The 26,368-nt window shown below is 47.1% G+C and carries 25 protein-coding genes; 7 read left to right on the top strand and 18 right to left on the bottom strand.

Annotation, left to right across the window (positions count from 1 at the left end; genetic code table 11):
- Positions 1 to 9 precede the first annotated feature (9 nt).
- The 6 genes from K7R11_RS02640 to K7R11_RS02615 all read right to left on the bottom strand — a co-directional run bounded on the left by K7R11_RS02640 (position 10) and on the right by K7R11_RS02615 (position 6,880).
- Positions 10 to 1,056 (bottom strand): VWA domain-containing protein, encoded by a 1,047-nt coding sequence (locus tag K7R11_RS02640; protein WP_224488439.1) that lies wholly within the window; start codon positions 1,054 to 1,056, stop codon positions 10 to 12.
- Positions 1,057 to 2,058, bottom strand: a complete 1,002-nt coding sequence (locus tag K7R11_RS02635) for a vWA domain-containing protein (RefSeq protein WP_224488437.1) — start codon at positions 2,056 to 2,058, stop codon at positions 1,057 to 1,059.
- A gap of 1 nt (position 2,059) precedes the next feature.
- Positions 2,060 to 3,715: a hypothetical protein gene (locus K7R11_RS02630; protein WP_224488435.1), complete on the bottom strand. Its 1,656-nt coding sequence runs from the start codon at positions 3,713 to 3,715 to the stop codon at positions 2,060 to 2,062.
- A gap of 3 nt (positions 3,716 to 3,718) precedes the next feature.
- Entirely contained in the window at positions 3,719 to 4,585 is an 867-nt protein-coding gene (locus K7R11_RS02625; RefSeq protein WP_224488433.1) for a DUF58 domain-containing protein, read from the bottom strand.
- A 60-nt stretch (positions 4,586 to 4,645) separates the two neighbouring features.
- Positions 4,646 to 5,647 (bottom strand): AAA family ATPase, encoded by a 1,002-nt coding sequence (locus tag K7R11_RS02620; protein WP_224488432.1) that lies wholly within the window; start codon positions 5,645 to 5,647, stop codon positions 4,646 to 4,648.
- Between the two features lie 153 nt (positions 5,648 to 5,800).
- Positions 5,801 to 6,880: a DUF4382 domain-containing protein gene (locus K7R11_RS02615; RefSeq protein ID WP_224488431.1), complete on the bottom strand. Its 1,080-nt coding sequence runs from the start codon at positions 6,878 to 6,880 to the stop codon at positions 5,801 to 5,803.
- Between the two features lie 261 nt (positions 6,881 to 7,141).
- On the opposite strand from K7R11_RS02615, the gene K7R11_RS02610 reads away from it, so the two are divergent.
- From K7R11_RS02610 to K7R11_RS02600, 3 genes are all read left to right on the top strand, one after another.
- Positions 7,142 to 8,005, top strand: coding sequence for an aldo/keto reductase (locus K7R11_RS02610; RefSeq protein ID WP_224488430.1), 864 nt, complete (start codon positions 7,142 to 7,144; stop codon positions 8,003 to 8,005).
- A 10-nt stretch (positions 8,006 to 8,015) separates the two neighbouring features.
- A complete protein-coding gene (locus K7R11_RS02605) occupies positions 8,016 to 8,771 on the top strand; it encodes an SDR family NAD(P)-dependent oxidoreductase (RefSeq protein WP_224488429.1) in 756 nt (251 codons plus the stop codon).
- 65 nt (positions 8,772 to 8,836) lie between these two features.
- Positions 8,837 to 9,973, top strand: a complete 1,137-nt coding sequence (locus tag K7R11_RS02600) for an ATP-binding protein (protein ID WP_224488428.1) — start codon at positions 8,837 to 8,839, stop codon at positions 9,971 to 9,973.
- Here K7R11_RS02600 and K7R11_RS02595 read toward each other — a convergent pair.
- Positions 9,970 to 10,917, bottom strand: coding sequence for a carbohydrate kinase family protein (locus tag K7R11_RS02595; protein WP_224488427.1), 948 nt, complete (start codon positions 10,915 to 10,917; stop codon positions 9,970 to 9,972). The two genes, K7R11_RS02600 and K7R11_RS02595, sit on opposite strands and share 4 nt — an antisense overlap.
- A 110-nt stretch (positions 10,918 to 11,027) precedes the next feature.
- Here K7R11_RS02595 and K7R11_RS02590 point away from each other — a divergent pair, with 110 nt between their 5' ends.
- Positions 11,028 to 11,765, top strand: a complete 738-nt coding sequence (locus tag K7R11_RS02590; RefSeq protein ID WP_224488425.1) for a metallophosphoesterase family protein — start codon at positions 11,028 to 11,030, stop codon at positions 11,763 to 11,765.
- 36 nt (positions 11,766 to 11,801) lie between these two features.
- Here the strand turns inward: K7R11_RS02590 and K7R11_RS02585 are convergent, their stop codons facing one another.
- The 5 genes from K7R11_RS02585 to K7R11_RS02565 form a co-directional block, all read right to left on the bottom strand.
- Positions 11,802 to 12,299, bottom strand: a complete 498-nt coding sequence (locus K7R11_RS02585; protein ID WP_224488423.1) for a hypothetical protein — start codon at positions 12,297 to 12,299, stop codon at positions 11,802 to 11,804.
- Positions 12,300 to 12,319: 20 nt separating this feature from the next.
- The gene (locus K7R11_RS02580) at positions 12,320 to 13,216 is read right to left on the bottom strand and encodes an OmpA family protein (RefSeq protein ID WP_224488421.1); all 897 of its coding nucleotides are present in this window, start codon (positions 13,214 to 13,216) and stop codon (positions 12,320 to 12,322) included.
- Positions 13,217 to 13,386: 170 nt separating this feature from the next.
- Entirely contained in the window at positions 13,387 to 14,940 is a 1,554-nt protein-coding gene (gene amaB, locus K7R11_RS02575; protein WP_224488420.1) for an L-piperidine-6-carboxylate dehydrogenase, read from the bottom strand.
- A 99-nt stretch (positions 14,941 to 15,039) separates the two neighbouring features.
- A complete protein-coding gene (locus K7R11_RS02570; RefSeq protein ID WP_224488418.1) occupies positions 15,040 to 15,582 on the bottom strand; it encodes a 3-hydroxyanthranilate 3,4-dioxygenase in 543 nt (180 codons plus the stop codon).
- Positions 15,583 to 15,693: 111 nt separating this feature from the next.
- Complete coding sequence (locus K7R11_RS02565; protein WP_224488417.1) at positions 15,694 to 16,185, bottom strand: CAP domain-containing protein; 492 nt, start codon at positions 16,183 to 16,185, stop codon at positions 15,694 to 15,696.
- Between the two features lie 183 nt (positions 16,186 to 16,368).
- Between K7R11_RS02565 and K7R11_RS02560 the strand changes: the two genes are divergently transcribed.
- The 3 genes from K7R11_RS02560 to K7R11_RS02550 all read left to right on the top strand — a co-directional run bounded on the left by K7R11_RS02560 (position 16,369) and on the right by K7R11_RS02550 (position 20,653).
- Entirely contained in the window at positions 16,369 to 17,403 is a 1,035-nt protein-coding gene (locus tag K7R11_RS02560) for an isoaspartyl peptidase/L-asparaginase family protein (RefSeq protein WP_224488415.1), read from the top strand.
- Positions 17,404 to 17,489: 86 nt separating this feature from the next.
- On the top strand, positions 17,490 to 18,977 hold the full coding sequence (gene glpK / locus K7R11_RS02555) for a glycerol kinase GlpK (protein WP_224488413.1): 1,488 nt from the start codon (positions 17,490 to 17,492) through the stop codon (positions 18,975 to 18,977).
- An 11-nt stretch (positions 18,978 to 18,988) separates the two neighbouring features.
- Entirely contained in the window at positions 18,989 to 20,653 is a 1,665-nt protein-coding gene (locus K7R11_RS02550) for a glycerol-3-phosphate dehydrogenase/oxidase (RefSeq protein WP_224488412.1), read from the top strand.
- Here the strand turns inward: K7R11_RS02550 and K7R11_RS02545 are convergent.
- The 6 genes from K7R11_RS02545 to K7R11_RS02520 form a co-directional block, all read right to left on the bottom strand.
- Positions 20,650 to 21,651: an NAD(P)H-dependent glycerol-3-phosphate dehydrogenase gene (locus K7R11_RS02545; RefSeq protein ID WP_224488411.1), complete on the bottom strand. Its 1,002-nt coding sequence runs from the start codon at positions 21,649 to 21,651 to the stop codon at positions 20,650 to 20,652. The genes K7R11_RS02550 and K7R11_RS02545 overlap by 4 nt on opposite strands.
- 531 nt (positions 21,652 to 22,182) lie before the next feature.
- Positions 22,183 to 22,764, bottom strand: a complete 582-nt coding sequence (gene nadD, locus K7R11_RS02540) for a nicotinate (nicotinamide) nucleotide adenylyltransferase (protein ID WP_224488410.1) — start codon at positions 22,762 to 22,764, stop codon at positions 22,183 to 22,185.
- A gap of 20 nt (positions 22,765 to 22,784) precedes the next feature.
- Positions 22,785 to 23,399 (bottom strand): guanylate kinase, encoded by a 615-nt coding sequence (gene gmk, locus K7R11_RS02535; protein WP_224488409.1) that lies wholly within the window; start codon positions 23,397 to 23,399, stop codon positions 22,785 to 22,787.
- Positions 23,400 to 23,408: 9 nt separating this feature from the next.
- Complete coding sequence (locus K7R11_RS02530; RefSeq protein ID WP_224488408.1) at positions 23,409 to 24,281, bottom strand: YicC/YloC family endoribonuclease; 873 nt, start codon at positions 24,279 to 24,281, stop codon at positions 23,409 to 23,411.
- Between the two features lie 138 nt (positions 24,282 to 24,419).
- Positions 24,420 to 24,776, bottom strand: coding sequence for a toxin-antitoxin system YwqK family antitoxin (locus tag K7R11_RS02525; protein WP_224488407.1), 357 nt, complete (start codon positions 24,774 to 24,776; stop codon positions 24,420 to 24,422).
- A gap of 275 nt (positions 24,777 to 25,051) precedes the next feature.
- Positions 25,052 to 26,368 (bottom strand): RagB/SusD family nutrient uptake outer membrane protein, encoded by a 1,317-nt coding sequence (locus K7R11_RS02520; protein ID WP_224488405.1) that lies wholly within the window; start codon positions 26,366 to 26,368, stop codon positions 25,052 to 25,054.

The raw sequence follows: 26,368 nt of genomic DNA, 5'->3' as shown, positions 1-26,368 counted from the left end.
TACAGTTATTTACAGCTCCTCTTCCTTTTCGTTAAACAGGTTTAATTTACGCAACCAGGCAGTTTTACGCTCCAGCAGGAACACGTCGATAAAAAGCAATAGCAAAGCCCCGCCGAGAAACCACTGAAACTGGTCCTTGAAATCAGCAAATTGTTTGGCTTCAAATTCCTTCTTATCCATTCTCGACAGCGTATCAGTCACATAATCAATAACCTCTTCTGTATTAGATCCATTTACATACCCTCCTTCTCCCAACTCAGCAATCTGCTGCAGGATGGAATTATCGAGACGGGTGATCACCACATCTCCATTCTGATCCTTTTTATAGGATTGTATCACTCCATTTTCTCTCAGCGGAATCCTTCCGCCTTTTTCGGTTCCAACTCCAATGGTAAATATCCTGATACCTTCCGTTCTTGCCTTGGCGATTGCCTCCTCAAAGTTCCCGGAGTGGTCCTCCCCATCAGAAATGATCACCAACACCCTGTTGGTCTGATCCTGGTCGTCAAAATAGCTGGTGGCCAGGTCTATGGCCTGCCCGATGGCCGTACCCTGAGAAGACATCATGTCGGTGTTCATGTTCTGCAGGAACATCTTAGCCGCAGCGTAATCGGTAGTAATAGGCAACTGGGGATACGCCCTTGCGGCGTATGCAATTATACCAATACGGTCGCTCACCAGGCTGTTGATGATCTCCGAGGTAAGCCTTTTCGCTTTTTCCAGTCGGTTAGGCGCAATATCTTCTGCCGCCATACTCTTAGATACATCTATGGCGAAAACAAGATCTACCCCTTCCCGCTTTACCGTTTCCAGCTTCGTCCCTATCTTAGGATTTACAAGGGCTATCGACAGACATGCAAAAGCCAGGCACCACATTACCAGTTTAAGAACAGGCTTAAATCCGGACCGGTCCGGGGATAAACGCCGGAGCAACCCGGAATCACCAAACCGGTTTCGGGCCCTTCGCTTCCATAATTGCAGCAACAGAAACATGAGCACCAGCACCGGGATCACGGCGAGCAGGTAAAAATAAATATGTTGGTCTAACTGATACATTTATATAAAACTTCTGAAAAAAGTAAATCTTAAACACACTTCCATCAACATCAGCCCTCCGGCCAGTATGGCCAGTGGCCGGAACCGCTCTTCAAAATTGGTGTAGCGGATCTCCTCGACTTCCGATTTTTCCAGTTTATTGATCTCGTCGTAAATTTCTGATAGGGTTTCGTTGTCCGTTGCCCTGAAATAGCGCCCACCGGTATTCTCAGCGATCGATTGCAACAGCTCTTCATCTATTTCAACTTCACGGAAGGCGTACCTGAAACTTCCGTCCAGATTATACGCCACCGGGGTTTCTGCTTTACCGTTGGTACCGATGCCTATGGTATAAGTTTTTATCCCGTACTCCACGGCCAGTTCAGCCGCTGTAGCAGGTTCTATAAATCCGGAGTTGTTGACCCCGTCGGTTAACAGGATGATCACTTTACTTTTCGCCTTGCTCTCTTTTAGACGATTCACAGAGGTGGCAAGGCCCATTCCAATGGCCGTTCCGTCTTCAAGCTGACCGTACCGGATCTCCTCCAGGGAGGAGAGTACAATAGCCTTATCACTTGTGATCGGCGTCTTCGTAAAACTTTCCCCGGAATACACCACCAAACCGATCCGGTCACTGACCCGGTCTTTGATAAAACTGGCAGCGACACTTTTAAGTGCATTGAGCCGGTTTGGCTTGAGGTCTCTGGCGAGCATACTCGAGGAAACATCTATGGCCATCACAATATCAATACCGCGACTGGATTTTGTGCGGGTAGATACATCCTTGGTCTGAGGTCTCGCCATTGCCGTTATCAGGGCACCCAAAGCAAGTAGTCGCAGTAAAAATAATGCCGGTTTCAAGGCAGACAGCACCGATCGCTTCCGTTTAAATCCCCCAAGACTCGGTACGGTAAGGGCCGCAGTTTCCTTCTTCCTGGTAAAGACATACCAAACCAGGGCCACCGGTAACAGCAACAGTAACCAAAAGAATTGTGGATTTGCAAACTCTATATTCTCAAACATGCTATCCTGCTTTTTTAAAATCTACCGAACCAATAATTCGCTCTGCCACCTGGGGAGCATACGGATCGTTCTGGTCGTAAATCATCAACAATTGCTGCAGCCCTCCTTCATGGGTAAAGCTGTACATGGCATATTGCATCTTCCCGGATTGTCCGTCCTCGAAAGGCACACTCAGGCTTCCGTACAGTTTCAACCCCTTCACTCCGGTTGCAGTTGTAAAATCCTCCTCCTTGACCAGCATATTCTGAACACCGGTATCTTCAAGCATTTGTATCGTATTGTCCATGGCCTGGGTACCATCTATCTTAGAGTCCTTCTTAAAAGTAGTGACTCTGAGGTTCAGGTAAAACCGGTCTCCAAGTTCTCCCAGACGGAACACCTGGCTACCGTGAATCTGACTCTGAATTTCCTGTGGCCAGGGTTGATCGGTTCTCATTAGCACCTCGGGAGTTTCCACATAAATGGACGGATACCCATAATCACTCCCTATCCATTGACTATGGAGCAATTGCCTGGTAGGATGCATCAGAACCGTATCCTTCACATTCTGGAATCCGTAGAAATATACCATCGTTCCTCCCATAGCCAAAAGAAACGCCAGGGAAGCAGCAACAGCATACGTGATCTTCTTTTTACGCTTCTTTCGTTGAAGCTCTTCGATCCTTACCTCCTCATCTACCTCACTCTCATCGGGTTCCGGCAAGGCTTCATGGGTTTTATTTACCAATTGCTCTGCCAATGCTCTGTCTTGTTTGATAACGGTGCTGTCGGGTACCGTTTTGGCAAACTTTACAAGGTCTGCTGTTTCCAATACTTTTTGAAACTGCGTAATGGAACCATCATCAAGTTTGAGCGACCCCGAGTCCCTGAGCAACTCCAGCTTGGCAATAAGCTGTGATGTGGTGCTTTCCAAAGCATCCACATGGATCTCATCTTCCAGATAAGAACGTACAATATTGGTAAGGTCAGAATAATACTCTTTATACTCCGACTGGATAAGGTACCTGGAATTGTCGAGCTTTTCCAAAGCCAGCAGCGCCCTGTCATAGGGAGGGAGCAAGGCCACCTTCTCGTCTTCGGTAAGGGGTTTGTCACGCCAGAGGAACCAGTAAAGAATAAGAAAAAGTCCTCCCCCGATAATCAAGGCCCATACCAGGTATTTCCACCATTCGGCATAGCTGCGGTTTACAGCCTGCAAGCCTTTGATATCGTACATTTTTTGTTTTGTGGTATCCACGACAACGGTATTTACCGCAACGGGAACCGAATCTGTAAAGTAGGCTTTCTGCCCAACCATGATCTGTTGTATCGGGATGGTATACGCCCCGGAATCAAATTGGGTAAGCGCGTACTTCCGGATCAGATTGTATTTATCTTCAGCTTTAAAAGTATCAATGGGGTAGGCTTCCACCACCTCCAGAGGCAGGAAGGTTTGCCCCTCGGGAAAAAATACGGGGTTCACCGTATCGGTTTCCACTTCAATGCGAAATTCGATCTGTTCTCCGATTCGTATACTGGTGGTATCAGCATACGAGGATACCTTTGCATCCTGCGCCAGCGCAGCGGAAGCAAAAAGCACACACATACAAAAGAACCATCTCCGGAAAAGATGACCCGGACCGGTAGTATTTATTCTATTTTCCAGTGGTCTATTCATCGATCAGGCTCTCCTTTTAAAATACCCAAGTAACTTCTTGACATAACTCTCATCCACACGGGAACTGAGGGCTCCGGCTCCGCTTTTACTGAAGGCGTTATGGAAATACTGCACCCGGCTGGTATAGTCTTCCTTGTAAGCCCTGCGAATCTTTCGCGAGGTGGTATCCACCAGGAAAAGTTCACCCGTTTCCGCATCCTTCATATTAACCACTCCCACGTTGGGAATGTCTGCCTCCCGCTGGTCATACACCCTGATACCAGTGATATCGTGCTTGTTGGCAGCAATTTTAAGGCTGTGTTCATATCCGTCCGTAATAAAATCAGAGAGTATAAACACTATCGCCTTTTTCTTGGTTACACTCGAAAGGAATTGCAGGGCACGATCCAGGTTGGTGGCCTTGCTTCCGGGAGTAAATTCGATCAGTTCCCTGATAATACGCAATACGTGAAACCTCCCTTTTTTCGGAGGTATGTAAAGTTCCACCTGGTCAGAAAACAACACCAGGCCTATCTTATCATTGTTCTGAAGGGCAGAAAAAGCAAGGGTTGCTGCAATTTCCGTGATCACTTCCTTCTTAAACTGGCTGCTGGTACCAAACATCTCAGATCCGCTGACGTCAACCATTAACATCATCGTCAATTCACGTTCTTCCTCAAAAACCTTGACAAAAGGTTCATTGTAACGGGCAGTTACATTCCAGTCTATGCTCCGCACATCATCCCCGAACTGATACTGCCTTACCTCGCTAAAGGTCATCCCCCGACCTTTAAAGGTGGAATGATATTCTCCCCCGAAAACATGATCACTGAGTCTTCGGGTTTTGATTTCAATCTTCCTTACTTTTTTGAGTATTTCTTTGGTATCCATTTTTAGGGTTCAGTCTTGAAGCTAAGGTTATAACCATTCTACCGGAACTATCGCAATAGTTTAGGGCACCTCAATCGCATTAACCACCTTATGTATAAGGTCTTCAGAACTGATGTTCTCGGCCTCGGCCTCATAGGTTATCCCAACTCTGTGTCGCAATACATCCATAACAACCGCACGGACATCCTCAGGCACCACGTATCCACGTCGCTTGATAAAGGCATAACATTTGGCTGCAGTGGCCAGGTTGATGCTTCCCCTTGGAGAAGCACCGTAACTGATGAGCGGCTTTATCTCCGACAAACCGTACTTTTCAGGGTAACGGGTGGCAAAAATAATATCCAGGATATACTTCTCGATCTTTTCATCCATATACACCTCACGAACGGCTTGCTGAGCCCTGAGGATCTGTTCCAGAGTTACCACCGGCTTAACCTCTGCAAACCCGCCCCGCAGGTTAGCGCGTATAATGAGCTGTTCCTCATCGATTTTAGGATAGTCAATTACCGTTTTCAGCATGAATCGGTCTACCTGGGCTTCCGGCAACGGATACGTACCTTCCTGCTCTACAGGGTTCTGGGTGGCCATTACCAGGAAGGGGCGGTCCAGGGGAAACGTTTCATCCCCGATGGTCACCTGCCTTTCCTGCATCGCCTCAAGCAATGCCGACTGCACTTTAGCGGGGGCCCTGTTGATCTCATCTGCTAAAACAAAATTCGCGAATATTGGCCCCTTTTTTATGGAAAAGTCATTCTCTTTGATATTGTAGATCAGCGTTCCGATAACGTCGGCCGGCAACAAATCCGGAGTAAACTGTATCCTGCTGAAACTACCATGAACCGCACTGGACAGGGTATTTATCGCCAGGGTTTTTGCCAGGCCCGGCACCCCCTCTAACAGAATATGTCCCTGACCTAACAAACCGATCAGCAAACGCTCTACCATATGTTTCTGACCCACGATAACCTTGGTCATTTCCTTGGTTAAAATATCGACAAAAGCACTCTCTGTGGCAATTTTTTCATTGATCTGACTAATATCAATAGTACTTTCTTGCTCCATATAATAGTTTTTTAGCAGTTTGAATATAAGACGACTCGCGGTAGCACGCAAATTGAAAATTAATATGAGAGTATGTTGTTAAGGTTAGGTTAAAAATAAAAAGAGTGATCCCTGCAGAGACCACTCTTAATATTTCTTTAGCAGATTTTAACTTTACTCTACCATTAACTCGATCGGAGCCTCCAGGGTAGTCAGCTCATTATCAGCTACGGTAACCCCGGTAACCTCTACAGACTGATATCCTTCTGCTGCCACGGTAATGGTATAAGACTCACCTTCTCCTGTAGCCGGTAAATTGTAGAAAGTAAATTGTCCTTCCGCACCGTAAACCGCCTCGACACTATTCTCTACTCCTTCAACAGTTACTACTGTTGTAGCGGAAAAAGAAAGTCCCTCATTGCTCACAGTACCGGTAACATCCCCAACATTCTCAAGCATTACAAGAACCACAGGATCCAGCTGGGTGGTTTCACCGTTTACAACAGTAACCCCTTCTATGGTGGCACTGCCGTAACGGACCTCAGGATCCGGCGTCACCAAAACATCATAGGTTCCGGCGGGCACTCCGTAGAGCATAAAATTACCGGTTTCATCGGTGTAAGCACTAACTTCTTCCTCACCAACCATGACACTCACTTTAGTCTGGAATCCTGAAGGTTCCACACTACCGGAAATGATCCCGGAGGTAGCTACAGAACTGGCTCGAATCACAGGCTTGAGATTCTTATTTCCTGAATTCCCGGCCTCCACGATAGAAGCATCCACATCAAAATCCAGGATGATATCATACGTATAGCCGGCTTCGAGGGTTTCATTAACCTTAACCTTCAGTCCGCTTTGCATGGCACTGGGGGTCTCCAAAGGCATTTCGTTTCCGTCTACCACCACGGTGTTGTTTTCACCCAGTACCAGACGTATCTGTTTTAGTTCACCGGCAGGCCACTGGTTGTCGGCAAGTAAAACATTAAGACCTCCGGTTAACTCCAGAAGGTCGTAGATCCCGGTGTTCACGTCCTGCATTTCCTCCCAGCCGGACTCCGGATCATCAGACGCGTTGACCATTACGCCCTGCACATCGATGTTTACAGCTTCATAATCGCCAGGAGCATCGGTAAGACGTACCGTAAGCCGGGCATTTTGAGATAGTTTAGTATCATCGTTATCACTGCAACCTACCAGTGCGGTAGTCACGGAAATAATCGCTAATACGTTGAGTAAGAATTTGTTTAGCATAACATTCAGTATTTAATTAAGTTTTAAGGCTTTCATTCTATGTACGTTGAAAAACGGAAAACGGATCTTTTTATTGCCTTTAAAAACAAGAAGCAGGCATTATTGAAGAGGTAAAGTTGAGATCCTATAAATTGGAATACAGGGGTTCAAAACTAAACCAAACCTGGCAAATTTCAAAAATTGAAATTCCTGTAGTTTTATCTCAAAACACCAAAGTTTAGCCGTGTATTCTTTAAATTGCTATCCATAAACAGAAAAAAGATGACATTTTCAAAAATCATAGCCGGAACCATGACATGGGGAAGCTGGGGAAAAAACCTCAGTACAGCCCAGATGACCCATCTGATCAATTATTGTGTTGAAAAAGGGATCACCACCTTCGATCACGCTGACATCTATGGAGGGTATACCACAGAGGCCGATTTCGGAAAGGCGCTGAAGAAGAGTCCGGTCAAGAGAGAAGACATACAGCTTATCAGTAAATGCGGGATCCAGTATATGGCCGATACACGGGATAACCGGATCAAACACTACGACCTGTCTGAAGACTATATCGTCTGGAGTGCAGAGCAAAGCCTGAAGAACCTGGGCACCGATTATCTTGACCTGTTCCTCTTGCACAGACCGAGCCCGCTGATGGAGCCGGGAGCCATCGCCGCCGCAGCCGAGCGATTGAAAAAAGAGGGAAAGATCAAATCCCTGGGGGTTTCCAACTTCACACCTTCCCAAACCGACCTCATCCGTTCTAAAATTCCCCTGGCCGCCAACCAGATACAGTTCTCTGCCACGCATTTTGAAAGCATGCTCAATGGAGACCTGGACCATATGATCCTTCATGGCATCCAACCCATGGCCTGGAGTCCGCTTGGAAGTGTTTTCCGGGAAGATACGCCTCAGACACAACGCATCAGAACCCTGATGTTCGAACTCATTGAAAAATACAAGGCCACCGCAGATCAGCTATTACTGGCCTGGATCATGAAACATCCGGCCGGGATCATTCCGGTTATCGGAACCACCAACCCTGAAAGAATTTCAAATGCCCTGAAGGCTACAAATATCGACCTGGAATTGCAAGACTGGTTTGCTATTCAGGTAGCGAGCCAGGGTCATAAAGTACCTTAAACACCAACACATGAAAAAAACTGCATTCATTACCGGAGCAAGCAGTGGGATCGGAAGAGCTATTGCCAGAGCATTTGCAAAACATGAGATCCGATTGGTTCTATGCGGCCGCAGGCAGGAGCGCCTGGACACCCTGAAAGATGAACTCTCTCCACTCACTGAAGTAACTACCCTGTGCTTTGATGTAAGATACAGGGAGGTTGTTGAAAAAGCCATAGGGTCGCTGGACCCAGCGTTTTCCCAGATCGATATCCTTGTTAATAATGCAGGGAATGCACATGGGCTGGACCTGATCGATCAGGGAAATCCGGACGATTGGGATGCCATGATGGACATCAACGTTAAGGGACTGTTATACGTTACCCACTGTATTTTACCTCAGATGATGAAACGAAAGGCAGGACAGATCATAAATATTGGTTCTACTGCCGGGAAGGAGGTCTACCCCAAGGGCGATGTTTACTGCGCCAGTAAACATGCCGTTGACGCCATTAACCAGGGCATGCGCCTGGATCTTAACGGATCTGGAATACGGGTGGGGGCCATCAATCCCGGACTGGTTGAGACAGAATTCAGCGATGTCAGGTTTAAAGGCGACCGGGAAAGAGCCGAAAAGGTGTATGAAGGTTACACCCCGCTTCGACCGGAAGACATAGCCGAGATCGCTTATTTTATGGTATCCAGACCACCCCATGTGAACATTGCGGATCTCATGGTCATGTGCACCGACCAGGCCAGCAGTACCATTGTCAACAAGAAGACCTAACTTTAGATAAAATACGAACCTGCACCCGGCATCTTTCCGGGATGACAGGTGGTAATTGAATTCCCATGATCAACAAACGCTTACTCATAAAAAATCTTCTCGCTCACAATGATGAGAACAGTTTTTATGACAAAAAGCGGCAGTTGAACATCGGGGATAAGGAAGGCAAGGCCAAGTTCATTAAACATGTCTGCGCCCTGGCCAATTCCAATCCGGCCAACAACTCTTATATTGTTGTAGGCGTAGATGATGAAGACAACAGGATCATTGGGGTCGATTTCTTTGACGACAGCAGGATACAGAACCTGGTCAATGCCTACATTGAGAATCCGCCGATCATCACCTATGAAAACATTCCCTTCCCCGACCTCCCGGAGGGTAAGGTGGTTGGTTTGGTCACTATCCGGTCAGCAGGAAAGCTCAGTGCCTTAAAGAAGAATATCTGGAAATACTGGGGCGGTTCTGTATTTTTCAGGGATGGAAGTATGAGCATGCCCAAGGTCTTCGACATAGAGATCAAAGACATTAATTCAGAGATCGTTTCTCAGATCGAACAACACGCCAGGAACAATATTGAACTTACCCTCGACGGAGTCATTGATTTCATCAATAACCGCCATCCGGATCTGGAGTCGAACTACAAGGTGTTTAAGGAACAATTCGTGGTGTGCTGGGCGGGGCAAACCAAAAAGGTCAATGACAAGGTTTATTACTCCCGCCTTGACATCGAACTTATAAACGAACAGGTAAAGCTGTTTTATTCGGCCCTGGATGAGGTGGAGATCAGTTATTCCGAAAATACCTTTACCACCACAGAATATTTAAAGCTCGGCCTGGAAAAACACAAGAAGTTTTACCCCCTGGAAAGAGTGGTGATCACCTTTAAGAACAACGGCACATACCGCATAAACAGCAAGCTCTTATTTGAACCTCCCCAGTACGACAAGAAAATGCTGTACCACATCTTCAATACCAACAATACCATCCTGGAAAAACTTAAAAAGAATATTCCCCTGACCCCGTCAAACCTGAAGGATTTTTATCAATTACCTGCCACCCATCTCATCTGTTACCTCAATGGATTTGAAGGGGCTAAACAAATGATGGAAGATTACAAAGAATATGTAAAGGCGGAGGACCCGTCGGTTTACCGATCCCTCAAGGAAGCACTCCGGATTCTTCGAAAGGTACGTTACAATTAGACCGCAACCAGATCGCTGGCCTTCGGCAAGGCAGCAATGGCACCAAAGGAAGTGGTAGTATAGGCTCCCGCCCGGTTGGCAAGCACCGTTACCTCCTTCATGCGTTCGAAATCCGCAATTACAGCCATCGGGTCTCCGGCCGCCGAAAGCTGCCAGAGCATGCAGCCCACGAAGGCATCTCCGGCACCGGTGGTATCCCTGCATTCAACAGGTACAGACGGGATGACCTCCCCTTGATTCGCAACACTCAGATAGGTGCCACGCGCACCCAAGGTTATGGCCACACAAACCACTCCCAACTCATGAAGAAGCTGGCAGGCGGCCGCGGGAGTATCGGCCTGGGTGATTATTTCGGCTTCTTCGAGGCTCAATTTTGCGAAGTGGGCACTTTTTAAAAAATTGTAACAGCTGTCTTTAAAATGAGTTATGCCTTCTTTCCAGAGGTCAGCCCGGTAATTCGGATCAAAACTGACCAGGCATCCCGAAGCCCGGGCTTCCTTTAAATACTGCTTATATGAGGCCTCCAGATGCCCGCCCAGGAAACCCGTCGCTGCCCCGAAATGAAGGATCTGTCCACCAAAAACGGACACCATTTCCGAATCGTATTTAAGTTCCCTGTCGGCTCCCCTGCTAAAGATGAAATCTCGTTCCCCACTTTTGTCCAAAGACACAAATGCAAGGGTGGTAAAGGTTTGCACCCGCTGGGCGTGTCGCACATCAACCTTTTCCTCTGTTAGCGTATTTAACAAAAATTCCCCGAAAGGGTCCTGGCCCACAGCGCCGATAAATCCCGCTTTACCTCCCACCCGCGCTACGGCGGCAGCAACATTGGCAGGAGCCCCGCCGGCTTTTTTGGTAAATTGAGAAGCCGATTCCAGTTTGCTGCCCTGGTTTTCGGCTACGAAATCGATCAGCAGTTCGCCGATACAAAAAACCTTCTTCATAAGTTCCTGGCATTTAATGCTAACTTAAAGATAGCGAATTGCCTATAATCCTGAAAGGCACTGGAGAAGTTAAGGACAGGTATAGTATCTTTGTGTAAGAAACACAACGTATGCCAGAAAGAACCCTCGTCATAGGAGATATCCACGGCGCCCTGAAAGCCCTCGAACAAGTACTCGACCGGGCATCGGTAACCCCGGATGACAAACTGGTATTCCTCGGCGATTATGTAGATGGGTGGAGCGATGCTCCCGGGGTATTGGATCTGTTGATCCAGCTCAATGACAGCCATGAATGTGTATTCATCCGGGGCAATCACGACCAGTTATTCCTGGAGTGGCTTCAAAAAAGACAGGACAACGAACTGTGGCTGATGCACGGGGGACGTTCCACTGTCGAAGCATATGAGGACGTGGCTGAGGAAAAAACACAGCTACACCGGGAATTCCTGGAAAATCTTGACAATTACCACCTGGACAGGAACAACAGGTTATATGTGCATGCCGGTTTCACGAACCTTCATGGGGTAACCCGGGAATACTTTACCGATATGCTGTGGTGGGACCGCTCCCTCTGGGAAATGGCCCTGGCCATGGACCCCGGACTGACGCCCGAAGACCCGATGTATCCCGATCGGCTGCAGCACTACAAGGAGATTTTCATCGGACATACTCCTACCATCCGAATCGGGGAAACCACCCCGGTGAATAAGGCCACCATTTGGAATATGGATACCGGCGCAGCCTATAAAAGTCCGCTGACGCTCATGGACGTGGATTCTAAACAATTCTGGCAGAGCGACAATGCAAACGAACTCTATCCCGACGAGAAAGGCCGGAACGCGAACTAAAGTGAAAAACACATCGCCTCAAAAACCGCGGTGATATCACATCTTACCGCCCTTGAGCTGCTGCTGCCATTCGTACAATTTATCCCATTTGCCCTGGTAAGCAAGGCGTGCCTGCTCGTGCCAGGTCTCCGGGTCGTGAATGCGAAAACGCTCTCCCTCCGAATCCAGGATGTCCCTGCAATGTTCTACAGAGGTCGAGGCAAGACGCGCCCAGGTATCAATCCCGTGCTTTTTAAACAATTCTTCGATCTTCGGACCAATACCCTCCACCACCTTAAGATCGTTCTCCTTTATCGTTCTTCCAAAAACACTCTTTGCCGCTTCAGGGTCAAAGGGAACGCCTTTGATCTGATCCTTCTTCAGGGAGGATAGCTGCGTCCGGCACATGGCCAGTTCCTTTTCCACACCAATATATTTGGTCTTCCACAATTCAACGTCGGCAGACCTGTCATCAGCTAGCAATTTTCCCAGCAGGTATCCCAAAAGCGCACTTATCACGCCGGTAAGCACCGGTATTAAAACACATAAATTCATATTTCGATCAGTTTGACTGGTTATTCCGTTATCGTGATCACCGTACGGCGATTTAAAGCCCTTCCCTCCTCTGAATTATTCCCGGCCATGGGCTCCGTTTCTCCCTTCGACATGATCGCTATACGCTCTTCGGGGATCCCGTATTCAATGAGGTACTCCTTAACAAAAGCAGCACGTTTGAGGCCCAGCTCATAATTAAAACGAGAAGAACTGGTATTGTCTGTATGCCCGGTTACCTGGCAATGATGATCATCCGTTAGTTCGAGATATGTTGCGAGGAGACCCAGTTTTTTCTGCTGGGCTTCAGACAGTGTGATCTCGCTTTCTCCCCATTCAAAGCGAATAACCAGAGGATCCTCCCTTAAAACAGAAGCCAGGGAATCGGGAGAGGTGATCTCGGCCTCTTTCTGCTCGTGAAAAACGAATTCCAATGGCCCCACATACATGCTGTCGTAGGCCACAAGGCTTTCTGCCGCCCTTCCGGAATTGGTTAACTGCTCCGGATCTATGCCCCTTGCTATGAGGTAATTCCGGACCTGAACAGATCGGGCCAGCCCAAGATCTGCGTAAGAAGATATATTTCGTTCGCCTGCACCGTATAATCCGTTGATCTCCAGATAGCGATTCGGATGGGCGTCCAGATAGGTCTTCAAAGAGTCAATTGCGATTCTTACTCCTGCTCCAAGAGGAGGCACAATATTGTAATCAGAGAAATAAAACCTGAAATTTTCATTTTGACTAACCGTAAAACTACCGCCGGAATCTTTTAAGATCAAAGGGTTTACAGGAGGTCCTGAAGGGTCAAATCCAGCTGTGGATGCCCTGTCTTGTATCTGGCAGCAAAAGTTCCAATTCAGATAGGTCCCAAGCAGGATGACCAGGAAGATCCCTGTTAGATACGCATACTTACCCTGCATTTAAGTGTCTCATTTTCATTGTTTTATAAATGTACTTAAAAAAGAGGTTCTTTTCTTTTCATTGGGTAGGAAAAATATGGATTACCCCAGGCAATCAACACTTCGCTGATCCCGGGAACAAAAAAGCCTCCCGAAAACGGGAGGCTTAGTTTTATGAAATGGAATGCTGATTAAAGGTCAAATTTAATCCCCTGTGCCAGCGGCAATTCTGTGGTGTAATTAATCGTATTGGTTTGTCGCCTCATGTATACCTTCCAGGCGTCGGAACCACTCTCACGGCCTCCTCCGGTTTCCTTTTCTCCTCCGAAGGCTCCACCGATCTCAGCACCACTGGTACCGATATTGACGTTGGCAATACCACAATCAGAACCGGCATGAGAAAGGAAACGCTCAGCTTCCCTCAGATTGGTGGTCATGATGGCGGAAGAAAGTCCCTGAACCACCCCGTTTTGCAGTGCAATGGCATTTTCGAGATCTCCCGAATATTTCATCAGGTAAAGTATTGGAGCAAATGTTTCCTCCTGAACAATATCCCAGTGATTTTCGGCTTCCGCGATGGCAGGTTTTACATAGCATCCGCTCTCGTAACCTTCTCCTTCGAGCACACCGCCTTCAACCAAGAGCTTGCCTCCGTGCTCCTGAACCTTGGCAATGGCATGGAGATAATTTTTTACAGCATCCGTATCGATAAGAGGTCCTACGTGGTTATTCTGATCCAGCGGATTCCCGATACGCAATTGCTTGTAAGCATCTGTCAGGGCTTCTTTGACCTGATCGTATACGTCCTCGTGAACGATGAGTCTTCTCGTGGAGGTACATCGCTGTCCGCAGGTACCTACAGCGCCAAATACTGCCCCGATCACGGTCATTTTAATATCGGCATCCGGGGTAACGATAATCGCATTGTTACCACCCAGTTCAAGAAGCGATTTTCCAAGTCTGGCCGCCACGGTTTGAGCAACGATTTTCCCCATTCGAATGGATCCGGTTGCAGACACCAAAGGAACCCGCTTATCATTGGTCATCCACTCTCCTACTTTGTAATCTCCATTGATGAGACAGGAAATCCCCTCGGGAAGGTTATTTTCTTTTAGTACCTCAGCAATCAGGTGCTGACATGCAACAGCGGTTAAAGGCGTCTTCTCAGATGGTTTCCAAACACACACATCCCCACATACCCAGGCCAGGGCGGTATTCCATGCCCAAACAGCCACGGGAAAATTAAATGCAGAGATAATACCCACCACCCCAAGCGGATGGTACTGCTCGTACATTCTGTGTCCCGGACGCTCAGAATGCATGGTAAACCCGTGTAATTGTCTGGAAAGGCCAACAGCAAAATCACAGATATCAATCATTTCCTGTACCTCTCCATATCCCTCCTGAAGCGATTTCCCCATTTCATAGGAAACCAACTTTCCAAGAGGTTCTTTATATGTTCTGAGACGCTCTCCAAACTGTCTTACGATCTCCCCTCTCTGTGGTGCAGGCATTACACGCCATTGCTTGAATGCATCGGTTGCCTTCTCCATGACCTTTTCATAGTCTTCGCGGGTAGTCTGATGTACCTTCCCAATTAACTGTTTGTCAACCGGTGAAACAGAATCGATCAGATCGCCTTCCCCGAACCAATCGGAACCGGTAGAAGTCCCATTATTTATTTCTCTCACACCGAGCTTTCCCAGTGCCTCCATAATTCCATAATCTTCTAAAGTAATCGACATTTTTATAACTTTTTAGGTAGGTTTTGTTAAATATATCACGAATGTACAAAAGATTTTGAGCCTATTCAGGCCTGTACATACAAAATCTTACGGGTATATTCAGGACTCACCCGCCACATACCGTTCATCGGCCGGCATAACATGTCCGCAATTCCTGCAGGTGCGCAGGTCTTTGGAACCATAAAATTCTCTGAAGTGTTTAAGGAAGTCGGTCTCTATATCGTGAAGCGGAAAATACACTTCGTAAAGTTTTTCATTGCACTCATCACAATACCAGAGCAGCCCATCCTTTCCGGAAAGGCCTGTGCGCTTGCGTTCTACCACGAGTCCGATAGATCCGGCTTTCCGTACGGGAGAATGTGGAATTTTAGCGGGATGCAGATACATATCCCCAGGGCCCAGGGTCATCACCTTTTTTTGCCCCTCATCCTGGATATGAACCTCTATTTCTCCTTCGAGCTGGTAGAAAAGCTCTTCGGTTTCGTTATAGTGGTAATCCTTCCTGGCATTGGGCCCAGCCACCACCATTACGATATAATCATCGGATTCTTTGTAGAGATTTCTATTGCCAACAGGAGGTTTAAGACTTTCCCTGTTTTGCTCGATCCATTTATTCAGGTTGAAAGGGCGGTTTACAGCCATAACTCGCGATGCTTTTAAATTCTCCCTAAAATTAAGAAATGCCCTTGTTATGAAGGGTTAAAACAATGCGAAATTCTTAAGAGCTACTGGAGAGCGAAGTAAAAATGATGGTTACGGACCCGCTTTGAAAAAGAGCTGCATATAGTAAACGTCGCCCCCGGGCGTGGTGACCACAGCTACTGCGCTATGCGTATAATCGCCTACTATAGCTGCCCTGTGCTTGCTGCTTAACAACCACTGCCGAAAGGTTTCCTGAGCGGTCGGGAAATTATTGGAAAGATTCTCTGCCACCGCTTTGGCATTTACCAGGGTGCCCAGATTTTCGGCACGACTCACAAAATCCTCATGGGTCATCCTTCCTTCCGAAGCCATCTTTTGCGTATGGGCCAGGGCAATTTTATAAGCATCCTCGCTGTAGAGCAGGGATCCGAGATTCTTGGATATCCTGTATGTATTCACCAACTGCATGGTTGCCGTTTGCAATTCTTCTTCGATTTTAAGTTCTGAAATGGGAATGGATTCCAGATCCGTATCCGGATCATTGGTACAAGACCCCGAAAATAACCCCAGAAAAACAATAATCAACAAATGCGCTCTTTTCATTACCTGTCAGAATTAACAAGTACATGTTCAGAATGGGGACTCCAAAATTGGGGTGAAATAAGTAGTTAAGTCTGTCTGAAAAAGGAGCAGATAATTTTCAATAAGAAAGTGAAAGAACTAACTTAGTCATTTTTAACAGAAAAATAAAGAAAGTCCATGAAATTTGTCAATTTTTTCGTTCTTATGTTACTGATTATCAGTTGCAAACAAACCGAAACGCAACCTGCAGCAGAACAGGAAGCAACCAAACCGGTTTCTGAAAAACCTCCTATCGGGATCGTAATTCACGGTGGTGCCGGAACCATATTAAAGGAAAACATGACCGCCGAACAGGAAGCTGCTTACAAGGAAAAGCTGGAAGAGGCCGTAACCGCAGGATACAAAGTCCTGGAAGAGGGAGGCGAAAGCCTGGATGCAGTGATCGCCGCTATACAGGTCATGGAAGAATCCCCTCTATTCAACGCCGGGATCGGAGCAGTTTTCACTCATGAGGGGAAAAATGAACTCGATGCTTCCATCATGAATGGGAAAGACCTGAATGCAGGTGCCGTTTCGGGCATCAGCAGGGTAAAAAGTCCGATTCAGCTTGCGCGTACGGTGATGGAAAAATCTGAACACGTGATGTTATCCGGAACCGGCGCTGAAGCTTTTGCACAGGAACAGGGCCTGGAAATGGTAGACCCGGACTACTTTTACACCGAACGCAGAATGGAGTCTTTAAAAAGAGCTATTGAAAGAGAAAAGGTCGAACTTGACCATGACGGACAGGCTGCTTTTTACGATCCTTTCATTAAAAATTCCAAGTACGGTACCGTTGGATGTGTTGCCCTTGATAAAAACGGAAACCTCGCTGCAGGAACCTCAACCGGGGGAATGACCAACAAGCGCTATAACCGTATCGGAGATGCCCCGATCATCGGAGCAGGAACCTACGCCAACAACGTGAGTTGTGCAGTATCTTCAACCGGATGGGGAGAATATTTCATCCGCGGAGTGGTTGCCTATGACATTGCCGCCAAAATGGAATACCAGAAGATTCCACTGCAGCAGGCCTCCAAAGAAGTCATCCAGGATAAACTTACCGCCATGGGAGGTACCGGAGGTATCATTGCCATCGATAAGAGTGGAGAGATCTCCATGGAGTTCAACACCCCGGGCATGTACCGGGCCAGTATTGATTCTGAAGGTCAGCTCAACATCGGTATTTACGAGAAATAATACAGCGAATTACCCGGTCCCATGGCCGGGTAATTTTTTGAATATTAGGGGCTTTCCTGTATCTTTAAGGAAAACCCGTACTATTTATGAATAAAGAGTATATCGTAGCCCTGGACCAGGGAACTACGAGCTCAAGAGCCCTCCTCGTTGATCTAAAAGGTAAGATCAGGGGAATGAAGCAAAAGGAATTCCGGCAATACTTTCCTCATCCCGGCTGGGTGGAACACGATCCGGAGGAAATTTTAAGTACCCAAAGGGACGTCCTTGAATCCCTTCTCCGGGACAATGACATCGCTCCTGAACAGGTAAAAGCTATTGGAATCACCAATCAGCGGGAAACCACCGTGGTCTGGAACCGGACCACGGGAAAAGCCATTCATAATGCCATCGTCTGGCAGGATAAACGTACGGCCGCTCTTTGTGACCGGCTAAAGGAAGAAGGACTTTCGGAGTACGTCAATAAAAACACAGGTCTTCTTATTGACTCATATTTTTCGGCCACCAAGGTAAGATGGGTGCTCGATCATGTAAAAGAAGCCCGCGGCCTTGCAGAAAATGGCGAATTGTGTTTTGGAACCATAGACAGCTGGCTCGTCCGGAATCTCACCAAACAACAGCATCACGTTACCGATTACACCAATGCTTCCAGGACCATGCTCTATAATATCCGGGAGTTAAAATGGGACCCTTACCTGTTTGAAAAACTGGAGATTCCCTTAGAGATGGCACCTGAAGTACGTCCTTGTGCAGGACATTTTGGCGATATCGAAATTGCAGGACATGCCATTCCCATCATGGGGATCGCGGGCGACCAGCAGGCTGCCCTTTTCGGGCAGGGGTGTTTCAGGGCAGGAGAGGCAAAGAACACCTATGGTACCGGGTGTTTTATGCTCATGAATACCGGAGAGGAGATCACCACCTCCAAAAACGGGCTCTTAACCACCATAGCCTGGGGCATCGATAATAAGATCTACTACGCCCTGGAAGGAAGCATCTTTATAGCAGGTGCCGCCGTACAATGGCTTCGTGACGAATTAAAATTTTTCGAAGACTCCGCTGATTCTGAAAAGATCGCCAAAAAACTGAAAACTGAAAACCCCGTATACGTGGTTCCCGCCTTTGCAGGGCTGGGGGCTCCTTATTGGGATATGTACGCCCGGGGTGCCATTTTCGGACTCAGCAGAGATACGGGCATCCCTCATATTACAAGGGCTACACTGGACAGCCTGGCTTACCAGACCAAGGACATTCTCGACGCCATGCAAAAGGACTCAAACACCAGCCTGGCCACCCTGAAGGTAGACGGTGGGGCCAGCGCAAATAATTACCTGATGCAATTCCAGGCAGATATCCTTAACTGTGAGGTGATCCGTCACAAATCGGTGGAAAGCACCGCTATGGGAGCTGCATCTCTGGCTGCCTACGCCCTGGACCTATGGGACCTGGAACAAATAAGAAACAATAAAAGGATAGAAAAGATCTTCGCTCCCCTGATCACAGGAAAGGAGCGAAAAGCCCTTTACAAGGGGTGGCAAAAAGCCATATCCCGAACAAGGAACTGGCTGAACCATTAAAATGAGAGCAAATGAAAGAAAGATTCACCAATCTGAAACGAGATGAACTGTTGAAACCTCTCCCAAACACCCACTACGACCTCATCGTGATCGGAGGGGGCATAACCGGAGCAGGGATCCTGCTGGATGCGGCCTCAAGGGGACTAAAGACCCTGTTACTTGAAAAGGGAGATTTTGCCTCCGGAACCAGCAGTAAATCCACCAAACTTATTCATGGCGGACTGCGCTATCTCAAGCAATTTGATTTTTGGCTGGTAAAGGAAGTAGGATCAGAAAGAGCCATCGTACATCAGTTAGCTCCACACCTTGTGCTTCCGGAGAAAATGCTTCTTCCCCTGATCGAGCACGGGTCCTATGGAAAATGGCTCACCTCCATCGGACTGAAAGTTTACGACATCCTGGCCCAGGTAGAGGGCGATGATCAACGCCGCATGCTGGAGAAAGATGAGGCGATGGAAAAGGAACCCCTCTTGCCGGATACTCCTCTTAAAGGAGCGGGATATTATGCCGAATACCGCTCCGATGACGCCCGGTTGACTCTTGAAAATATCAAAAAGGCCCTGGAATATGATGCCACCGCCATTAATTATATGAAGGTAAGCGAGTTTCTATACCAGGAAGAGCAGGTATGCGGGGTTATCGGCAGGGATGAATTAACCAAAAAGGAAATAAAGATCAACGGCAGCTATGTGATCAATGCTGCAGGACCCTGGGTAGATGAACTGAGAAGTCTGAACCGATCTAAAAAGGGAAAACAACTCCACCTTACCAAAGGGGTGCACCTGGTATTTCCCTACGAGAAACTCCCGGTAAAACAATCGGTCTACTTTGATGTCCCCGACGGCCGTATGATTTTTGCCATACCCAGGGGGCGCATCACCTATGTGGGTACTACAGACACCAACTACAACGACAACAAAGACGATATCCATACCGATGTAGCAGATGCTATCTATCTCATTTCGGCTGTAAACAATATGTTCCCGAAGATCAATCTGGAGATGGAGGATATTATTTCAAGCTGGGCAGGTCTGCGCCCGCTAATTCACGAAGAGGGCAAATCGCCTTCCGAACTCAGCCGGAAGGATGAGATCTTTACCTCAGACAGTGGGTTGATCAGTATCGCCGGAGGGAAACTCACAGGGTACCGTAAAATGGCTGAACGGGTGGTGAACCGGGTCACCGAAAAGTTTAAGGAACAACACGACAAAACCTTTTCAGCCTGCATCACAGAAAAGATCGCCCTTTGCGGAGGGCCCTGGAAGGGTGGATATAAGGAAGTTCAGGAATATGAGCATAAAATTCACAACCTCCTGACCGGAGATAAATTCGACCTTCATGACGCCCGCTACCTGGTGCACACCTACGGTAAGCAAACAGAAGAGATCCTGGAGATCTACAATAACATCACCACGGGAGAACCGGAAGAGCGTATGATCCGGGCCGAATTTGATTTCTGTGCGAGAAAAGAAATGATCCTTAATCCCTTTGATTTTTTTATCCGAAGAACAGGAAGAATGTACTTTCAGATAGAAAGTGTCCGAAAGCATATGGGAATCATCCTGAAGGATTACGGAGTTAAGTTCGGGGCAGACCCTTCCACCCTGGAAGACATGGCCGCCGACCTGGAGCACGCAATAGAAGAACACTCCAACTTTAGCTTCGACAGGGTTTAATCGAGCTTATCCGTGAGCTTTTTAAAGATGGGCATCGGATCTTTCCCTTCGTAGAGTACCTGGTATACGGCATCAAGAATAGGAGTTTTTGATTTACGCTTATATTTTTTTGCGATGGCATATGCACTTTTTGTGGCATAATATCCCTCTGCAATCATATTCATCTCCATCATGGCACTTTTTACGGTATAGCCCTTACCGATCATATTTCCGAACATTCTGTTTCGGGAAAATACCGAATATCCCGTAACCAAAAGATCGCCCAGGTAGGCCGAATTATTGATATTCCGTTTCATCTTATGGATACGTTTAATAAACCTCCGAGTCTCTCGTATGGCATTGCTCATTAAAACTGCCTGAAAATTATCTCCATATCCCAGACCATGGGCAATACCCGCTGCAATGGCGTAGATATTCTTTAAGACTGCCGCATATTCGGTTCCAATAATATCATCACTGATCTTGGTTTTAATATAATCACTGGAGAGGTAGCCGGCCACTTCTTCAGCTCTGGCTTTATCAAAACAAGCTACGGTAAGGTAAGAAAGTCGTTCCAGGGCCACCTCTTCGGCATGGCAAGGCCCGGTGATCACCCCGATGGCATCTATGGGTACCTGGTAATGTTCGTTGAAAAATTCGCCTACGATCTGTCCGGTTTCCGGAACGATCCCTTTAATGGCAGAGAATACCACTTTATCCTCAAGGGAAACCGTAAGCCGGTCGAGCTCTTCCTTAAGAAAGGCACTGGGTATGGCGAAGATGAGAATATCAGCCCATGCAGCTGTTTCATTGATATCATTACTCAACCGAAGTTGTTCGGTATGAAACTCTACGGAACTGAGATAATTGGGGTTATGCTGCTGATTTAAGATATGCTCCTTAGCATATACGCTACGCATGTACCACCCAATCTCATGGAGGTTTTCGCTTAACATTTTTACAATTGCCGTGGCCCAGCTACCTCCTCCGAATACCGCCACTTTTGCCGTGTTCTCCATGTGTCTCTGTAAATATGTTGTCTCAAAAATACATGTTAAAATTCAATTGCCGGGCAGATCCCCCATCATTTTGGCACGAAGGTTGAAAAGTAGTTAAGTGAAGCCGTTCAAAGACATGTTGCAGAAAAGGTCCGGCCTAATATCCTAAAATCCCGATAACCAATTGAAGGCAGAAGGATTGGCCTGAAAACTTTAACATGAGATTATGACTTCCCTGTACAATGTTTGATGAAATACAGGCGTTAGATAAAAAAGAGAATCGGAAGATCCCTCTGCAGTAACTTCCCCGGGAAAAAGAGAACGAGAACTCCCGGATCATGCAGAGGATCTGAATAATTTAGTTAGTTGATTTTTTGGTTGGTTATTTAGTTGCAGAACCGCTCTTATTTATTAATAAGGGCGGTTCTTTTTTTAGGTTATTAGCAATTCCTGCCCGGGGTCCGGGTTTCCACCCTAACCAAATCGCTTGCTCTCCCCATCCTTAAACTATCAGGAAAGGCAGCTTCTGAACTAAAAATCCACCCCCTTGATCTAGCGATAAAAATTCATCTCATCAATATATTGCCATACGGGATGCGGGAGCATAGGGCGTATATCCTTTCCCTTTGCTATGGCCTCGCGGATAAAGGTGGAGGACAACTCCATCACCGGGGCATCCAGTCTTTTGATCCGGGGGTGATGGTCAAAGCGGGCATCGGTTTGCTGTCCGTGTAAACGGGGATAGACAAAGATATCGTGTCGCCTGAGGATCACATCGTGGTTTTTCCACTTATGGAGATGGTGCAGATTATCTTCCCCCATGATCAGTGCAAATTCGATATCCGGGTATTTCTCTTCCAGATGGGCCAGGGTATGCACCGTATAACTGGGTTGTGGCAATCCAAATTCAGCATCGCTGGGTTTGAGCTTCGGATAGGGTTCGGTTGCCCGGTATACCAGTTCATACCGATGACGGTCGTCCAGGAGGGTTTTCTTTTTCTTAAAAGGGTTGTGGGGGGTTACCATGAGCCATACCTCATCCATATCACTGAATTCGGCCATATAATTGGCTATGATGAGATGCCCGATATGGATCGGATTGAACGTTCCGAAATAAAGGCCAACCTTTTTCATGATCCCGAGAAATTATTGCGCTATTCGTTTTCCTGCTTTCCGGCCTGTTGGGTGAGTCCTATAAAGTTCGCCACCAGATCGTAGGCCTCCTGTTTGGCAGTATCCAGGTCGTAATTTTTAATGATGGTATCGAATTGGGGTGCAGTAGCCAGTTCCACAGAAGCTTTGGCTATACGCATATTGATCCGGTCTTCGCTTTCGGTCTTGCGCTTTTTAAGTCGTCTTTTCAACTCGTCCACACTTGGGGGCTTTACGAACACCGCCAGGGTCCGTTCCGGAAACTTCTTCTTGATGCGCAATCCTCCGGCTACATCGATATCAAAAATAACGTTCTTCCCCTCGGCCCACAACCGTTCCACCTCACTTTTCAGGGTGCCGTAGAAGTTATCCCTGTAGACCTCTTCCCACTCCAGAAAGTCGCCTGCCTTAATATGGTCTTTAAACGCTCTGGCAGAGAGAAAATAGTAATGTTCTCCGTCTTTTTCCTCTCCCCGTGGAGCTCTGGAAGTGGCCGAAATGGAAAAGGCCAGGTTCAGTTCCGGGTGTTGCAGTAAATGTTTTACGATCGTAGTTTTTCCACTCCCGGAAGGGGCTGAAAATATGATGAGCTTTCCGCCTTTCTGGCTCTCCTCCATAATACCGTGCTATAATACGTTTAAAACTTGTTCCTTTATCTTTTCGAGTTCATCCTTCATCTGTACCACCACCTGCTGCATAGGCGCATAATTGGCCTTAGAACCAATGGTATTGATCTCCCTTCCTATCTCCTGGCATATAAACCCAAGCTTCTTCCCGTTGGAATCATCAGAATCAAGGCTTTCATCAAAATAATTCAGGTGGTTTTCCAGGCGCACCTTTTCTTCGGTGATATCAAATTTCTCCAGGTAATAGATCAACTCCTGTTCAAAGCGGTTCTCATCCACATTTTCTTTGAGATCGGCAACCGCATTCTCCAGCCGGGTGCGAATAGCTTCGGTGCGTTCGGGATCGATCTCCTTCACTTTTTCCAGCAAACTTCGTATGGTGCTTACCCGCGATCTGAAGTCGTTTTCCAGGGCCTTTCCTTCCTGCAAACGAAATTCTGTGATCTGCTCCAGAGCCTCTTCCAGGGAAGCCAGGATAATATTGAACTCTTCTTCATCGATCTCATCCCTTTCCGTTTTCAGGGCATCGGGCATCCGAACCGCCATCTTCATCATCTCCACCCGCGCGCTCTCGTCGGCCAGGTCGGGAAATACATCCATCAATTGCTGTACATACTCCCTTACCACCCCTTTATTGACAGCAGTGGTCGTTTCTTCTCCCGTGATCTCAATGTACAGGTTGAAATCCACCTTTCCTCTTTGCAGGCTGTCTGCGATGAGCCTGCGCATTTGCAATTCCTTCTCCCGATAGTTGGAAGGGATCCTCGCATTGAGGTCCAGAGATTTGCTGTTAAGGGATTTAAGTTCAATGGTGATCTTTTTGGAGGGAAGCTGCCTGACGCTCTTCCCGAATCCGGTCATCGAATGGATCATGCTTTCTGTTTAATTAGAGCAAAAATACGAAATTGTTGGCTATCGGAATCATTACCCCGGATCCCCCGGAGAACAGCTGGATGTTTCCATAAAAAAAGCCCGGAAATACCGGGCTTCTATTTACTATTTTGTTTGATCCTATTCCTGATTGATCACGATGGGATTGGCATTGTTCCATTGGGTCACACTAACGATACGACTGTCATCGTAGTTCACCTCATTTAATGCTTCTTCATTCCAGAAGAACCATTTTCCGACCTTCGCCCCTTTTTCATAGGTGCCCATTGCGATCTTGTTCCCGTCCTTGTCAAAAGCTTTCCATTGTCCTTGTAACTTTCCGTCGAGGTAATACCCCGTTTGCGCCACAACTCCATTGTCGTGATAATAGGTAGCTTTTACCATATCTCCTTCAACTTCATATTTAGGCTTGTTTTCCTGCTGCGCAAGAACCACTACAGAAAAAAGCATCGCGAATGTTAAAACAATGTATCTCATGACTTTAGGACTTTCTTTCTTTTACATTATAGTAACAAATATAGCGATAATTTTAAACTTTTGAAACCTTTTGGTAACATTAAGTTAACATTGGAGCAGATTTGTAATCCTAATCCGGAATGCTTATCAGTAATTACAACACACTGATTCTTTATGTTTTTCCTTATTATTGATTTTCAACTCCTTACGTAAATGAATGTCACTTTCCGTTAATTTCTTCTCTCCCATAAAAAAACCCCTCCGAAGAGGGGTTTTGCTATTGAATACGAAGCGTATTATTCATTTTCTGTTAACGGTACAGGAAGTGTATTGTAGATCACATCCCCGGCCCGATCTATCGGAAGGGTTTGAGACAATCCATACCTTCTCAGGTCAAACATCCTGTGATTTTCACACCAAAGGGAATACCTTCTCTGATTTAAAAGCTCGGCCTCTAATGCTTGCTGGGTACTTGCGCCAGTATCTGCAAGGCCCCATTCATTTCTGATAACATTAAGGGCATTGGCAGCTTCCGGCAGATTTCCTGCGAGCATATTGGCCTCTGCATAAAGCAGAATCAATTCTTCATTTCTAAGGATGTCAATAGGAGACACGTTAGATTCATAAAGTGCCGTCTGGTAAGCCCCGTTAAGTCCGTCCTGGGAAGTAGGGTTATCACGGATCACCGTTTTAAGCGCCACACGCTCATCTCCGGCTTCAGCCTCATCGATCCAGCTGTCGTGAACAATGATCTGGTCTCCGTTATTATCCACGATCTTAAACAAAGGGTTAGTTACATCCCCTCCATTGGTGGAGAACACGTGCTTCGGACCATTTTCAAAAGCCCCGTTGAGATCGAGGTAAGAATTCCCAAGGGCACTAAGAGCCGCCTGACCATCGCCATCATAAACCGCTGCCATTCCGGCAATCCCGCGGTTGAATTGGGCAAAGGTTGCTGGAGAATTAAAGCCTTCAAATCCACCCAGGGTAAACGGAAATTCGCTTCCTGCGGCATTGAGATCGGCCAGTCCTTCATCAAGCAGGGCGCGTATGGCATCCATAGCCTCCCCGAATTCCAGTATGGGTCCGAGGTTCTCAGGATCTGCCACATCTACACGGGCCCTGTTATAGGATTTCAACACCTGGATAAGTTCATACGCCTTAATGGTCTTCGCAAAGCCGGTATAGGCATTGGCCTCCTCTGTAGTGATGCTTTCCGTATTCGCCACAGCCTCAATAAGAATGTTGGCATTTTTTATGGCGCGATAACGCCCTGCCCACGGTGCAGTGGAATAGAACGTATTATTATCCAGGGTACTCCCGTTCTTCCCGAGCAGGTCTCCCGTATTCCGGGGATCTGCATCAAAGAGGTACAATTCCCTGGCCATGGTTCCTGAACCTGTGGTTTGGATGGCTATACCATTACGCATGGCAGCTTCCACCCCAACCACCATTTCATTGAGCTGTCGCCCGGTGGCATTGTTTAACACCCCCTGCAAACTGGGGCCGTTAGGGTCTATTTGTTCGTCGAAGGTACAGGAGACCGCCATCAGCGCGAGTCCGGCCAGTAATACCCCCTTAAATTTTCGTTTTATATCTATTGTGTAATTCAT

Source organism: Robertkochia flava, from assembly GCF_020166515.1.
In the GTDB taxonomy this organism is placed as follows: domain Bacteria; phylum Bacteroidota; class Bacteroidia; order Flavobacteriales; family Flavobacteriaceae; genus Robertkochia; species Robertkochia flava.
This window is presented reverse-complemented; position numbering and strand designations above follow the sequence as displayed.

Coding starts and splice junctions, on each gene's coding strand:
- K7R11_RS02640 (WP_224488439.1), bottom strand. CDS start 1,056: ATGTATCAGTTAGACCAACATATTTATTTTTACCTGCTCGCCGTGATC.
- K7R11_RS02635 (WP_224488437.1), bottom strand. CDS start 2,058: ATGTTTGAGAATATAGAGTTTGCAAATCCACAATTCTTTTGGTTACTG.
- K7R11_RS02630 (WP_224488435.1), bottom strand. CDS start 3,715: ATGAATAGACCACTGGAAAATAGAATAAATACTACCGGTCCGGGTCAT.
- K7R11_RS02625 (WP_224488433.1), bottom strand. CDS start 4,585: ATGGATACCAAAGAAATACTCAAAAAAGTAAGGAAGATTGAAATCAAA.
- K7R11_RS02620 (WP_224488432.1), bottom strand. CDS start 5,647: ATGGAGCAAGAAAGTACTATTGATATTAGTCAGATCAATGAAAAAATT.
- K7R11_RS02615 (WP_224488431.1), bottom strand. CDS start 6,880: ATGCTAAACAAATTCTTACTCAACGTATTAGCGATTATTTCCGTGACT.
- K7R11_RS02610 (WP_224488430.1), top strand. CDS start 7,142: ATGACATTTTCAAAAATCATAGCCGGAACCATGACATGGGGAAGCTGG.
- K7R11_RS02605 (WP_224488429.1), top strand. CDS start 8,016: ATGAAAAAAACTGCATTCATTACCGGAGCAAGCAGTGGGATCGGAAGA.
- K7R11_RS02600 (WP_224488428.1), top strand. CDS start 8,837: ATGATCAACAAACGCTTACTCATAAAAAATCTTCTCGCTCACAATGAT.
- K7R11_RS02595 (WP_224488427.1), bottom strand. CDS start 10,917: ATGAAGAAGGTTTTTTGTATCGGCGAACTGCTGATCGATTTCGTAGCC.
- K7R11_RS02590 (WP_224488425.1), top strand. CDS start 11,028: ATGCCAGAAAGAACCCTCGTCATAGGAGATATCCACGGCGCCCTGAAA.
- K7R11_RS02585 (WP_224488423.1), bottom strand. CDS start 12,299: ATGAATTTATGTGTTTTAATACCGGTGCTTACCGGCGTGATAAGTGCG.
- K7R11_RS02580 (WP_224488421.1), bottom strand. CDS start 13,216: ATGCAGGGTAAGTATGCGTATCTAACAGGGATCTTCCTGGTCATCCTG.
- amaB (WP_224488420.1), bottom strand. CDS start 14,940: ATGTCGATTACTTTAGAAGATTATGGAATTATGGAGGCACTGGGAAAG.
- K7R11_RS02570 (WP_224488418.1), bottom strand. CDS start 15,582: ATGGCTGTAAACCGCCCTTTCAACCTGAATAAATGGATCGAGCAAAAC.
- K7R11_RS02565 (WP_224488417.1), bottom strand. CDS start 16,185: ATGAAAAGAGCGCATTTGTTGATTATTGTTTTTCTGGGGTTATTTTCG.
- K7R11_RS02560 (WP_224488415.1), top strand. CDS start 16,369: ATGTTACTGATTATCAGTTGCAAACAAACCGAAACGCAACCTGCAGCA.
- glpK (WP_224488413.1), top strand. CDS start 17,490: ATGAATAAAGAGTATATCGTAGCCCTGGACCAGGGAACTACGAGCTCA.
- K7R11_RS02550 (WP_224488412.1), top strand. CDS start 18,989: ATGAAAGAAAGATTCACCAATCTGAAACGAGATGAACTGTTGAAACCT.
- K7R11_RS02545 (WP_224488411.1), bottom strand. CDS start 21,651: ATGGAGAACACGGCAAAAGTGGCGGTATTCGGAGGAGGTAGCTGGGCC.
- nadD (WP_224488410.1), bottom strand. CDS start 22,764: ATGAAAAAGGTTGGCCTTTATTTCGGAACGTTCAATCCGATCCATATC.
- gmk (WP_224488409.1), bottom strand. CDS start 23,399: ATGGAGGAGAGCCAGAAAGGCGGAAAGCTCATCATATTTTCAGCCCCT.
- K7R11_RS02530 (WP_224488408.1), bottom strand. CDS start 24,281: ATGATCCATTCGATGACCGGATTCGGGAAGAGCGTCAGGCAGCTTCCC.
- K7R11_RS02525 (WP_224488407.1), bottom strand. CDS start 24,776: ATGAGATACATTGTTTTAACATTCGCGATGCTTTTTTCTGTAGTGGTT.
- K7R11_RS02520 (WP_224488405.1), bottom strand. CDS start 26,368: ATGAATTACACAATAGATATAAAACGAAAATTTAAGGGGGTATTACTG.